Genomic DNA, 13071 nt, shown 5'->3' on the forward strand with positions numbered 1-13071 from the left:
CACTGTCAGGAGCATGCATGTCCGCCTTCCAGTTCCGTACCGTGCCGCATCTAATCGTTGAACCGGGCGCCGCCGCCCAACTGGGCGCCCATATCGCCCACCACTTCCCTGCCGTGCGCCGCGCCCTGCTCGTCACCGACGCGGGCTTTTTGCACACGGGTCTGGCCGATGCTCCCCTGGGCAGCTTGCAAGCGACCGGCATCGAGGTGCATGTCTTTTCCGATGTGCAAGCCGATCCGCCCGAAGCCGTCGTGCTGGCTGGCGTGGCCCAGGCGCAGATGTTTCACGTGGAACTGATTATCGGCCTCGGAGGCGGCAGTTCGCTGGACGTGGCCAAGCTGATCGCCGTGCTAGCGCCCGGTCACCAGGAACTGGCCCAGCTGTACGGCATCGGCAATGTGCACGGCCAGCGCCTGCCCCTGGTGCAATTGCCGACCACAGCCGGCACGGGCTCGGAAGTCACGCACATCGCCATCGTCACCACGGGCGCCACCAGCAAGATGGGCGTGGTCGCGCCGCAACTGTATGCGGACCTGGCCATCCTCGACGCCAGCCTGACCCTGGGCTTGCCGCCCGCCGTGACGGCCGCCACCGGCATCGATGCCATGGTGCATGCGATCGAAGCCTACACCAGTCGCCTGCTGAAAAATCCCTTGTCCGACATGCTGGCCACCCAGGCGCTGTCGCTGCTGCACGCCAACATCGTCAACGCCTGCCGCGATGGCAGCAACTTGCCGGCGCGGCAAGCCATGCTGCTCGGCGCCATGCTGGCCGGCCAGGCATTTGCCAACGCGCCCGTGGCCGCCGTACATGCGCTTGCTTATCCCATCGGCGGACTGTTCCACGTGCCACACGGCTTGTCGAATGCGCTGGTGCTGCCGCACGTGCTGCGTTTTAATCTATCCCATGCGGCGCCCCTGTACGCGCAACTGGCCACCATTCTCCAGCCCGGCATCACGGGGAGCGAGGAAGCGCGGGCCGAGGCCCTGATCGGCGCCATGCAGGAGATTGCCGTGGCTAGCGGCATCGCGCGCACCTTGCGCGAAGTGGGCATCACGGCCGGCGACCTGGACCGCCTGGCCGATGAGGCCATGCTGCAGACGCGCTTGCTGGGCAACAATCCGCGGCCCCTCACGCGCGGCGATGCGCGCGCCATCTATGCGGCCGCACTGTGAGCCAGCAAACGAAGTCAGCCAACCCACCCTGCTACACTGCCGCCATGACGCCTCCCGACATCCCCATTCATCCTGACAGCACCCACTTTCCCTACGGTGCCTGTGCCGGCTGCCACGACAGCGCGCCGCTGCCGTTTGCCTTCGAGTATGCCTATCAACCAATCGTCGACCTGGCCACGCGCAGCATCTATGCGCACGAGGCGCTGGTGCGCGGCCCCAACGGCGAAAGCGCGGCCAGCGTGCTGGCGCAAGTCAATGACGCCAACCGCTACCGCTTCGACCAGGCGTGCCGCGTCAAGGCCGTGGCCGGTGCCGCCCGCCTCGGCATGCAGGGTTTTTTGTCGATCAACTTCCTGCCCAACGCCGTCTACCGCCCGGAAGTGTGCATTCGCAGCACTCTGGAAGCGGCCAGGCTGCACCGCTTCCCCACCGATAAAATCATCTTTGAAGTCACTGAAGGGGAACGGGTGCAAGACCGTCCCCACCTGGTCGATATCTTCCGCGCCTATCGGCGCTTCGGTTTCCAGACGGCCATCGATGATTTCGGCGCCGGCTATGCGGGCTTGAACCTGCTGGCCGAGTACCAGCCCGACATCATCAAGATCGACATGGACCTGGTGCGCGGCATCGATACGCAGGCGCCACGCCAGGCGATCGTACGCGCCATCGCCAGCCTGTGCCATGAGCTTGGTATCCGCGTGCTGGCCGAGGGCATCGAGACCCGCGCCGAGCGCGACTTCCTGGCCAGCTGCGGTATTTCCCTGATGCAGGGCTACTGGTTTTCCAAGCCGGTCTTCCAGGGACTCGGGCAGATCGCCGATACGGCCTGGGCATAATAAAAAAGGCCACGTGCAACGTGGCCTTGGGTTTCATGCAGATGCCGCCCGCGCCTAATTGGGGATATCCACCTGCGTCCCCGTCACGCTGATGGCGTTAGCAGGCGCCGGCGTTGCCGCAATCGCCGGCACGTTGACATTCGTAATCAAGGTCGACGCATCGGCGCGCGTTACCGTGCGCACCACCTGCGATGGCGGCAAGGCTTGCTTGGCACTCAAGTGCGCATACATGGCGTCGAGCGCCCGGTTCAGGTAGACGTGCAGCGGCACGATCAGGGTCGGCAAGGCATTGCTGAAGGAATCGAAATGGTTGGCATTGGTCACCTCGATATAGCGCAGCTGGCTATTTGCCCCTTCCACGGCGGCGTTCAGGCCAAGATAGGCGCGCGAGGCATGATTGACAGGAATCAAGGTGTCGCTGCGGCCATGCACGACGATGGCCGGCTTGCCCTGCAATTTGCCGCTGGCCGCGACTTCGGCCATGCCGGCCCGCACGCGCACGCTCTGCTCGGCCAGGGTGCCCTGCAAGTTGGCGCCGCTGACGGCGTCGCGTCCCGTCGCCAGGCTGCGCAGGCACAGGAAGCCGTCGAGCGACTGGTCCGACAGGCTGGTCGATGGCGACACGCCGGCCGTGTAGACCTTGGCGCCGCCCACGCTGTTCTCGTATACGACATTGCCGAGGATGCCGTTTTGCGCGGCAAAGCTGGCGGCCTTTTGCGCCGTGGTAAACGCGATCGGATTGCCGCTGCCGTCCGTCTGCGCAAACGTGAAACCGCAGACTTTATCGGTCACGGAGAATTTTCCGTAGGCATAGGCATACGTGACGGCCACGAGGATATTCGTTCCCGCGTGCGCGGCCTGCAGCGGATCGGAATCGACCAGCCAGCCATACGCGCGCAAGCGCTGCTTCGCGTCGGCCTGCTGCGCCGCCAGGTCGGCGCCGTTCAATAGCCCCTTGCTGACGAGCGCCGTGCAGCGTCCCGCATTGCCGGCCACGGCAGCGATGCATGGCTGATACAGGGCCGCATAGGTGGCATAGTCGAACAGCGCGCGGCCGGGATTGGCCACCACCGCCCCGCCCTGGCGCACGCTGTAGGCGTTCGACGCCGCCGGCTGGATTTGCGGTTCGCTGGCTGCCACGCCGCTGATCAAGCCTTTCGTATCCTGTTCCGCCGCCAGCAGGGCCGAGCCGGCACCGTTGGAAATGCTCGAGGCGATCGTGATGGTGTTCTTCGGCGTCAGGCGCACGATGCGCGAACTGCCGTCGCGGGCCAGCACGCCGTAGCGTTCGTTCAAGACGTAAAACGCCATCTCGACCGCCTGCAAGGTGACCTTGCCCCAGTCCTTCTCGGGGTTTTGCTGCGAGTGCGCATGCTTGAAGGCGATGCGGTTCGGGTTGGCGCCAGCCCAGGCCAGCCGGTCGGCATCGCTCAAGTCCGGCGCGAAGAGCGCGTTCTTGCCCGCCGCCACCCTGCCCGCGCGCAGACCGTTCTGCAGGTTGACGCTGTCGTCTTCGAACACATACAGGCCCGTGCCGGAACCCTTGTCCGCATACGCCACGGCGCAACCCTTTTTCAGGCCCCATTCGCCCGAGCTGCCGATGGCGCCGTAGATGCCGCGCGAACCGCTGGACGTGCCCGTGACGATGCAGGCGTGGTCCGGGTCGAAGCTGGCCGGTACCTGCACCATCAGGGTGACATTTTTCTTGCCCGTGCCATCATCGGCATAGGCGATGTACTCGCTGCCCGCCACCAGGCCTTCGCCCGTACCGACATTGCCGGCCGTATCCACGTTCGGTCCGTACAGGGTGCCGTAGCCGCTGTTGGCGGCAATATCGAGCACGGCGCGGTAATTGGCATAGATCGCATTGCGGCGCAGCTCGAGCGGCGTCGGCTGTTCAGCATTCGCATACGCGGGCGTAGCGCCCGCCAGCCCTGTCTTGCCCAGCCCTGCCGTCAGCAGATCGTTCGTCTTGCCGTCGTAGTCGGCGCGCGTGATGGTGCCCAGGTAGCCGGGCATCTGGTTCAGTTCTTCCGGCGCATGGTTGCTGCCGCAGGCTGCCAACGCCAGCAGGGTACACAGACCGCTCCCCGCGCGCGTGATCGTCATTTGCATGGTGGTTCTCTCCGTTAAGGTAACAGTGGACGCACAATGAAAAACGCCGGACGATCCGTCCGGCGTTGCTTGAAAATCAGACAGGGGCTTTGGCAGCCCTGCCGCCGAAGCGCGCGATGGCTTCGCCGACAATGCCGCGCCGGAACAGCAGCACGCAGATGACGAAGATCACGCCAGTGACCATGCCGACCGATTCGCCCAGGGTGCCGAACCACTCGATACCCGTGTGCGTGGCCAGGTAGGTGCCGACATCGCCCAGCTTGTTTTCCAGCGCGATGATCAGTACGGCGCCGAGGATGGGACCGGACAAGGTGCCCATGCCGCCCACCAGGGTCATCAGCACGACCAGGCCCGACATGCCCCAGTACACGTCGGTCAAAGTCTCAAAGCCCAGCACCAGGGTCTTGGTGGCGCCGGCCAGCGCGGCCAGCGAAGCGGACAGGACGATGGCCACCAGCTTGTACTTGTTGACGTCGTAGCCGAGCGAGATGGCGCGCGGTTCGTTTTCCTTGATCGCCTTGAGCACCTGGCCGAACGGCGAGTGGATCGTGCGCACGATCAGGGCGAAGCCGGCGACAAAAATGGCCAGCACGACGTAGTACAGCACCGTGTCATTGGCCAGGTCTATCGTGCCCAGCAAGGTTCCACGTGGAACACCCTGCAAACCATCCTCGCCGCCCGTGAACGGCAGGCGCAAGGCCAGGAAGTACACCATCTGCGCCAGCGCCAGGGTGATCATCGTAAAGTAGATGCCCTGACGGCGGATCGCCAGGCCGCCGATCACCAGGCCCAACAAGGCGCCTGTGGCGACGCCGGCCAGCAAGCCCAGTTCCGTCGGCCAGCCCCAGGTGCGCAGCGCATAGCCGGTGACATAGCCGGCGCCGCCAAAAAACGCCGCGTGGCCGAACGACAGCAAGCCCGTATAGCCGATCAGCAAGTTAAAGGCGCAGGCAAACAGGGCAAAGCACAGCAACTTCATCAGGAAGACGGGATAACCGTAAAACGGGGCCGCCAACGCCAGCAGCAAGGCAATGGCGTAGCCTACATTCTTATTCATCGTGGTAGCTCCAATACATGACTGATGAGGATTACTTTTCTTTGCCGAACAGGCCGGCGGGACGCAGCAGCAGCACAATGACCATCACCACGAACACCACGGTGGCCGAGCCTTCCGGGTAGAACACGCGGGTCAGGCCCTCGATCACGCCCAGGCCCAGGCCCGTCAGGATGGAACCCATGATGGAACCCATGCCGCCGATCACCACCACGGCAAACACAACGATGATCAGGTTCGAGCCCATCAGCGGCGAGACCTGGATGATGGGCGCGGCCAGCACGCCGGCGAAACCGGCCAGGGCCACGCCGAAGCCGAACGTCAACGTCACCATCAGCGGCACGTTGATGCCGAACGCTTCCACCAGTTTCGGGTTTTCCGTCCCGGCACGCAGGTAGGCGCCCAGTTTGGTTTTTTCGATGACGAACCAGGTGGCCAGGCACACGGAGAGCGAAGCGATCACCACCCACGCGCGGTAGTTCGGCAGGATCATGAACCCGAGGTCGGTGGCGCCGGCCAGCGCTTCGGGCACGGCATACGGCTGGCCCGAGACGCCATAGAAGGAGCGGAACACGCCTTCCATGATCAGGGTGATGCCAAAGGTCAGCAGCAAGCCATACAGGTGGTCGAGTTTATACAGCCAGCGCAGCATGGTCTTTTCGATCAGGATGCCGACCAGGCCGACGAGGATCGGGGCGATGACCAGCATGGCCCAGTAATTGATGTCGAAATAGCTGAGGCCCATCCAGGCCAGGAAGGCGCCCATCATGTACATGGCGCCGTGCGAGAAATTAATAACGTTGAGCAAGCCGAAGATGACGGCCAGACCGAGGGACAACATGGCATAGAACGAGCCGTTGACGAGACCCAGCAGAAGCTGGCTCATCATCGCTTGTAATGGAACGCCGAAAATTTCCATGGCATCACAGTATAAAAAGCACCGCCGGGTAGCGGTGTGGTATCAAGGGAAACGCGCCACCGCAAACGGGTGCGGCGGCGCAAGGCGAACCCTGCGAGCGAAGCGCATGCAGGACGGAGCGCCCGCGCGGCGACGGGCGATCCGCAGGGATTACTACAGCGTTACTTCCACAGCGAACACTTCGATTCGGCCTTGGTCACGTACGCCTGAGCACCGGGCACGGTGGCGACCACCTTGTAGTAATCCCATGGGTATTTCGACTCGGATGGTTTCTTCACTTCCATCAAATACATGTCGTGCACCATGCGGCCATCGGGACGCACTTCGCCATTCTGGGTGAACATGTCGTTGATCTTGGTCTTTTTCAGGTAAGCCATGACCTTCTCGGTGTCATCCGTGCCCACCGCCTTGACGGCTTTCAGGTAGTTCGCCGCGGCCGAATAGTCGGCCGCCTGCAGCATCGACGGCTCCTTCTTCATCTTGGCGAAATAGCGTTTCGACCAGGCGCGCGTTTCAGGATTCAAGTCCCAGTACCAGCCATCGGTCAGATACATGCCCTGCGTCAGGTTCAAGCCCAGCGAATGGATGTCATTGATGAAGATCAGCAAGCCGGCCAGTTTCATCGATTTCGTCAAGCCGAACTCGTTGGCCGCCTTGATGCTGTTGATGGCATCGCCGCCCGCATTGGCCAGGCCCAGGATCTGCGGCTTGGCCGCCTGCGCCTGCAGCAGGAAGGAAGAGAAATCCGAGGCGCCCAGCGGATGCTTGACGCTGCCCAACACCTTGCCGCCGGCCGCCTTGACGACCTCGGCTGTGTCTTTTTCCAGCGAATGGCCGAACGCGTAGTCGGCCGTCATGAAATACCAGTTCTTGCCGCCCTGCTTGACGATGGTGCCGCCCGTGCCGCGCGCCAGCGCCACCGTGTCGTAGGCGTAATGCACGGTGTACGGCGTGCATTCCTCATTCGTCAGGCGCGAGGAGCCGGCGCCGATGGCGATGAAGATTTTCTTCTTTTCCGCCGCGACCTTGGCCATGGCCAGGCTGGCGCCGGAATTGGTGCCGCCGATCAGCATGTCGACGCCCTGCTGGTCGAACCATTCGCGCGCCTTCGAAGCGGCGATGTCGGCCTTGTTTTGATGGTCGGCGGAGATGAATTCCACCTTCTTGCCGGCCAGTACCACGCCGGCATCGGCGATCGCCATCTTGATGGCTTCCGCGCCACCGAGGCCGTCGACATCGGAATACACGCCTGACATGTCGGAAATAAAACCGATCTTGATGGTATCGCCCGATATCTGGGCGTGCGCGGCGCTGGACAAGCCCAGGGCGCAAAGAGTGGCGGTGGCAATGGCGATAGCGTTACGTTTCATAGTGTCTCCGTTGGGATTATTGTTTGCTATTTAAACGATTGCTCGACGACGATACGGAACTACATGGGCATTACACGCCAAGCAGCTCGGTCAATACCGGCATCTTGGCTTCCAGTTCGGATGCAGCAAAAGTCTCGACGATCTGACCGTGCTCCATCACGTAAAACCGGTCCGCCAGCGGCGCGGCAAACCGGAAATTCTGTTCCACCATGACGATGGTGTACCCCTTTGCCTTCAGGGTGGTAATCATGCGCGCCAGGCCCTGCACGATGACGGGCGCCAGGCCTTCGGAAATTTCATCGAGCAGCAGCAGGCGCGCGCCCGTGCGCAGGATGCGCGCCACGGCCAGCATCTGCTGTTCCCCGCCCGACAGGCGCGTGCCCTGGCTGTGGCGGCGCTCCTGCAAATTCGGGAACATGGCGTAGATTTCCTCCACCGACATGCCCTTCTCGCCGCTGGCCAGGGTGGGCGGCAGCAACAGGTTTTCCTCGGTCGACAGCGAGGAAAAAATGCCGCGCTCTTCAGGACAATACCCGATGCCCAGGTGGGCGATTTTGTGCGTGGCCAAACCGATCGCTTCGGCGCCGTTGACTTTGATGGAGCCCGTGCGCGCGCCCGTCAAGCCCATGATGGCGCGCAAGGTGGTCGTGCGGCCGGCGCCGTTGCGGCCCAGTAAAGTCACCACTTCGCCCTGCTGCACTTTCAGGTTGACGTCGTGCAGGATGTGCGATTCTCCATACCAGGTGTGCAGTTGCGTAATTTCCAGCGCGGGTGCGCCGCCATTCACTTGTGTCGCCATCAATGCGCCCCTTCCAGTTCCGCGTGGGTGGTGCCCATGTACGCTTCCATCACTTGCGGATTGCGCGACACTTCCGCGTAACTGCCTTCGGCCAGCATGGCGCCGCGCTGCAGGACGGAAATCTTGTCGCAGATGCCAGAGACCACGCTCATATTGTGTTCCACCATCAAAATCGTGCGGCCGGCCGACACCTTCTTGATCAGCTCGGTGACGCGGTGCACGTCTTCGTGGCCCATGCCCTGCGTCGGCTCGTCGAGCAGCATCATTTCCGGCTCCATCGCCAGGGTGGTGGCAATTTCCAGCGCCCGCTTGCGCCCATAGGGCATGTCGACCGTGATGGTGTCGGCAAATTCCGTCAGGTCGACCTCGGCCAGCAAGGCCATGGCGCGGTCGTTGAGCTGGTTCAATGCGCGTTCGCTTTGCCAGAAGTGGAATGAGGTACCGAGCTGGCGCTGCAAGCCGATGCGCACATTTTGCAGCACGGATAGGTGGGGGAAGACGGCGGAAATCTGAAAGGAACGGATCACGCCCATGCGCGCGATCTGGGCCGGTTTGGCGGCCGTGATATCTTTCCCATTGAACAGGATCTGTCCGGAAGTGGGGACCAGGAATTTGGTGAGCAAGTTGAAACACGTGGTCTTGCCGGCGCCGTTAGGACCGATCAAGGCGTGGATATGGCCCCGCTCTACCTTCAGGTTCACCTCGCTCACAGCGGTGAAACCCTTGAATTCCTTGGTCAAATTTCTTGTTTCCAAGATTACGTTTGACATCGTGTCTCCTAGTTGTACTTTTTGTACTACTTAGTCATTTTTATAATACACAACTTAAATTTAACGCACAATACAGTATAACTACGGGGATTTTTCGCCAGCCCGAATGGCGCAAACTCGCACGTTTACCCGGCTATTTCCAGGCCGCCTGTATCATTTGCGCCGCTTTTTCCGCGATCATCACGGTGGGCGAGTTCGTATTACCAGAAGTAATGTAGGGCATGATCGAGGCATCGACGACGCGCAAACCGGCCACGCCGAGCACGCGCAAGCTGCTGTCGACCACGCTGGACGGATCGCCTGCCACACCCATGCGGCAGGTGCCGACCGGATGAAAAATGGTGGTGCCGATCTGGCTGGCCGCCTGCGCCAGTTCTTCCTGGCTCTGGAATTGCACGCCAGGCTTGTACTCTTGCGGCGCAAACTTACTTAACGCCGGCGCGGCGGCGATGGCCCGCGTCAGGCGCAAGGCGTCGGCCGCCACGGCGCGATCCTGCTGGGTACTGAGATAGTTAGGGACAATGTGCGGCGCCGCATAGCTGTCCCCCGACGCGATGTGGACGTGGCCACGCGAAGTGGGGCGCAGATTGCAGACGCTGGCCGTAAACGCGGGAAACGCGTGCAAGGGTTCGCCGAATTTGTCGAGCGACAAGGGCTGCACGTGGTATTGCAGGTTCGGCGTGGCTTGCTGCGGATCGGACTTGGCGAATGCCCCCAGCTGCGACGGCGCCATCGACATGGGCCCGCTCTGGAACAGCGCATATTGCAAGCCGATCTGCATCTTGCCCAGCATATTTCCAGCCATGACGTTCAGGGTTTTCACGCCGTGCACCTTGTACACCATGCGTAGCTGCAGATGGTCCTGCAGATTGCCGCCCACGCCAGGCGCATCCAGCACGGGCGTGATGCCGTGTTCGCGCAGCAAGGCAGCCGGACCGATGCCGGACAATTGCAGCAATTGGGGAGAGCCGATGGCGCCTGCCGTCAGCAGGGTTTCCCGCCGGGCCGTCGCCTGCCACTGCGTGCCGCCGCCCGTAAACACGATGCCGGTGCAGCGCGGTCCCGATTCCGTCGTCTCGAGCAGCAGACGTTCCACGTGGCAACCCGTCATGATGGTCAGGTTCGGGCGGCGCGCGGCCGGTTTCAGGAACGCTTTCGAGGTATTCCAGCGAATGCCGCGACGCTGGTTGACGTCGAAATAGGCGCTGCCGCTATTGTCGCCGCCATTGAAATCGCTGGTTTTCGGAATGCCCACCTGCTGCGCCGCGTCGCGGAACGCGTTCAGGATATCCCACGACAGCCGCTGTTTTTCCACACGCCACTCGCCACCGGCGCCATGGTTTTCCGACGCGCCGCCGTAGTAATCCTCGCTTTGTTTAAATAGCGGCAAGACCTTGTCCCAGCGCCAGGAAGCGTCATCCGTCAAGTCGGCCCAGTGGTCGTAATCGCCGGCCTGGCCCCGCATGTAGATCATGCCGTTGATGGACGAGCTGCCGCCCAGGACTTTGCCGCGCGGATACATCAGGCTGCGCCCGCCCAGTCCCGCGTCCGCCTGCGTGGAATACAGCCAGTCTGTGCGGGGATTGCCGATGCAATGCAGATAGCCGACGGGGATGTGGATCCACACGTAATCGTCCTTGCCGCCCGCTTCCACGAGCAAAACGTGGGCATCCTTGTCGCGTGTGAGCCGGTTGGCCAGCACGCAACCTGCCGTGCCGCCGCCCACGATGATGTAGTCGTATTCGCCTGCCGATTCCAATGAAGCTCCTTTCGGTATGCCATCAAGCTGTCGCGCGGCGTGTCTCCCCACCGCGTCCCGCTACCAGAGTCTGTCTTTCTTCATGCATGCATGGCTGCTGAGCCGCCTTGAGATTACCACCAGTGCCGGGCCAGAGCGACATTAATCGTGGTCAGCCCTGACCGCACGCATGACGGCAAGGTCAAAACAGCGCAAAACAGGGGTCGCCAAGCTGTGGATAACCGTATGGATATCCACAGGTACGATATGTGCGTAAACGAAAAAATTTTTGGACGTCTATTTTTTATCCCAAAACCATCCCAGGCAGATACAACGCTTACTCAGCGTTTATCCGTACGCCAAGCGATTGTTTACAAGGATAAATCCGTACTTATCCACAGAATATGCCGCCGTTAACTACTATTACTATTCTTGTATACGAACTTATTAAGGTAAACCCGACAACGCGCGCTTTGCCTGCCGTACGCCTTCCAGAACACTCGCAGGGCTCGTTTCAAAAAAACAAGCAAGCAAGCAGCGTTGACTGAAAAAAAATCCAGCCAACAACTGAGCAACGAAAACCGGCACGGCCGGCATCACGCGCACAACACTGCCAAACCGTTTTGCAAAATGGAAACGCCAACAGGCCTGAGCAGGCACAACGCCAGCAAGCGGTTCGATATGTAAAAGAGGGGAAATTTGAGACGATTGTGGATAAGTCACTTGATATCCACAGGATGACTTGTGCGTAAACACGAACTTTTGCGCAAGCCCGCATTTTATACAATTTTACTCCTCGCGTGATACAGCGATTATGCACGCTTTATTTTGCGTGTAAACGCTTGATCCTGTTGAAAAAAAGCGACTTATCCACAGAAAAAAACGCGTTTACTATTACTACTATTTTTATATATAGATCTATTGTAAACCGACAAAAAAAGCGGAAGTCCGGGGACATTTCCCAAAAGCAGGCAAAAAACGCTCAAAAAAAAAGCCAACGGCGACAGCGCGACCCACTGCCAAACCGTCTTCCAGGAATCACTTGGATGCCAAGGTCAGTGAAAGAACAACGCTCGTGGTTGCTGAACCTGGATTGCCAGGCAAGGATCAAGGCAAACGAAACACGTCAAACATGCCACGACAGCAAGAAAAACCGCGATTTCTGCTTGCTGTTGTGGATAAGTGCCTGCATATCCACAGGATGAGATGTGGGAAAAGTCGATTTTTGTCCACAAGCCGATTTTTATCCCAAACAAGTCCTCCGTAGATACAATGCTTGTGCGCCTACTTTTTTGTGCGCCAAGTCGATGATTTTTATAAGGTATACCGACTTATCCACAAAAAAATGGCCGTTTACTATCACTACTATTTTTATGTATACATCTTTATTTAAAACACAGAGACAAACGCGAACGGTGGAAAAGTCGCCGAAACGGCTGTTTTCACCGTATACACCGTCTGGCAATCCCAAAAACCTGTAAAAACAGCATGAATCCACACAAAAAAATGCGTTTAGGCATCATCAGTGCCTTGCACGAAGAACAGCAGGGGCTGGTAGAAGCCATGCAAGGCCCCCAGAGGCATTCGCACGGCATGCGCGACTACACCCTGGGAACCCTGTGGAATATCGACGCTGTGTGCGTCCTGTCGCGTCTGGGCAAGGTTGCCGCTGCCATGACAGCTTCTATCCTTGTGGAAAAGTACGGAGTTACCCACATCGTCTTTACCGGTGTGGCCGGCAGTGGCGATAAACACGTGAAAGTGGGCGATATCGTCGTGGCTGAATCGCTGCTGCAACACGATATGGATGCCCGTCCTTTGTTTCCCCGCTTCGAAGTGCCGCTGACGGGCTTGCAGCGCTTTGCCACGGACCTGGAACTGAGCACGCAACTGGCCGCCGCCGCGGAAGATTTTCTGCGTGACGATGTTTCCAGCGTGCTCAAGGCGGCCGATATCGCGGCATTTGGCTTGCAGCACGCCAAAGTACACCGCGGTCTGATCGCCAGCGGCGACCAGTTCATCAGCAGCGCCGCGCATATCAACCAGCTGAAAGCGGATATCCCTGACTTGCTGGCCGTCGAAATGGAAGGCGCCGCCGTGGCGCAAGTGTGTTTTGAACTCGGCGTGCCGTTTACGGTCATGCGCACCATTTCCGACAACGCCAACGAAGAGGCGGCCATCGACTTCATGCGTTTCGTGCAGACCGTCGCCTCGCCGTACGCGTTTACGGTGATCCAGCAATTGTGCCAGCGCCTGGCTGACTGATTTTTCATCAAGCGTGCATAAAAAAAGGGC

Annotated in this window: 11 protein-coding genes; 3 read left to right on the top strand and 8 right to left on the bottom strand. The window is 60.4% G+C overall.

Translation table 11 applies throughout. From position 1 onward, the window contains the following. The first annotated feature begins 17 nt into the window (after positions 1 to 17). Together ACQ4W4_RS16490 and ACQ4W4_RS16495 are read left to right on the top strand one after the other, a co-directional pair. The gene (locus tag ACQ4W4_RS16490; RefSeq protein WP_436542892.1) at positions 18 to 1175 is read left to right on the top strand and encodes an iron-containing alcohol dehydrogenase; all 1158 of its coding nucleotides are present in this window, start codon (positions 18 to 20) and stop codon (positions 1173 to 1175) included. 44 nt (positions 1176 to 1219) lie between these two features. Next, a complete protein-coding gene (locus tag ACQ4W4_RS16495) occupies positions 1220 to 2011 on the top strand; it encodes an EAL domain-containing protein (RefSeq protein WP_436542893.1) in 792 nt (263 codons plus the stop codon). 54 nt (positions 2012 to 2065) lie between these two features. On the opposite strand, the gene ACQ4W4_RS16500 is transcribed toward ACQ4W4_RS16495, so the two are convergent. The 8 genes from ACQ4W4_RS16500 to ACQ4W4_RS16535 form a co-directional block, all read right to left on the bottom strand. Beyond that, positions 2066 to 4126 (bottom strand): 3-hydroxybutyrate oligomer hydrolase family protein, encoded by a 2061-nt coding sequence (locus tag ACQ4W4_RS16500; RefSeq protein WP_436542894.1) that lies wholly within the window; start codon positions 4124 to 4126, stop codon positions 2066 to 2068. A 76-nt stretch (positions 4127 to 4202) separates the two neighbouring features. Beyond that, the gene (locus ACQ4W4_RS16505) at positions 4203 to 5183 is read right to left on the bottom strand and encodes a branched-chain amino acid ABC transporter permease (RefSeq protein ID WP_436542895.1); all 981 of its coding nucleotides are present in this window, start codon (positions 5181 to 5183) and stop codon (positions 4203 to 4205) included. Positions 5184 to 5214: 31 nt separating this feature from the next. Further along, positions 5215 to 6099, bottom strand: coding sequence for a branched-chain amino acid ABC transporter permease (locus tag ACQ4W4_RS16510; protein WP_070288905.1), 885 nt, complete (start codon positions 6097 to 6099; stop codon positions 5215 to 5217). A 161-nt stretch (positions 6100 to 6260) separates the two neighbouring features. Further along, positions 6261 to 7469: an ABC transporter substrate-binding protein gene (locus ACQ4W4_RS16515; RefSeq protein WP_436542896.1), complete on the bottom strand. Its 1209-nt coding sequence runs from the start codon at positions 7467 to 7469 to the stop codon at positions 6261 to 6263. 70 nt (positions 7470 to 7539) lie between these two features. Beyond that, entirely contained in the window at positions 7540 to 8268 is a 729-nt protein-coding gene (locus tag ACQ4W4_RS16520; RefSeq protein WP_092713169.1) for an ABC transporter ATP-binding protein, read from the bottom strand. Further along, on the bottom strand, positions 8268 to 9038 hold the full coding sequence (locus ACQ4W4_RS16525; protein ID WP_035823437.1) for an ABC transporter ATP-binding protein: 771 nt from the start codon (positions 9036 to 9038) through the stop codon (positions 8268 to 8270). Before ACQ4W4_RS16525 ends, ACQ4W4_RS16520 begins: the two co-directional genes overlap by 1 nt. A gap of 133 nt (positions 9039 to 9171) precedes the next feature. Beyond that, positions 9172 to 10797 carry a GMC family oxidoreductase gene (locus tag ACQ4W4_RS16530; RefSeq protein ID WP_436542897.1) on the bottom strand — a complete coding sequence of 542 codons (1626 nt, stop codon included), beginning with the start codon at positions 10795 to 10797 and terminating at the stop codon, positions 9172 to 9174. A gap of 426 nt (positions 10798 to 11223) precedes the next feature. Beyond that, positions 11224 to 11499: a hypothetical protein gene (locus ACQ4W4_RS16535; protein WP_436542898.1), complete on the bottom strand. Its 276-nt coding sequence runs from the start codon at positions 11497 to 11499 to the stop codon at positions 11224 to 11226. A gap of 765 nt (positions 11500 to 12264) precedes the next feature. Between ACQ4W4_RS16535 and ACQ4W4_RS16540 the strand changes: the two genes are divergently transcribed. Continuing rightward, positions 12265 to 13041 (top strand): 5'-methylthioadenosine/adenosylhomocysteine nucleosidase, encoded by a 777-nt coding sequence (locus ACQ4W4_RS16540; RefSeq protein WP_436542899.1) that lies wholly within the window; start codon positions 12265 to 12267, stop codon positions 13039 to 13041. Positions 13042 to 13071 lie beyond the last annotated feature (30 nt).

It is taken from the genome of Janthinobacterium glycogeni, from assembly GCF_051380725.1.
In the GTDB taxonomy this organism is placed as follows: domain Bacteria; phylum Pseudomonadota; class Gammaproteobacteria; order Burkholderiales; family Burkholderiaceae_D; genus Janthinobacterium.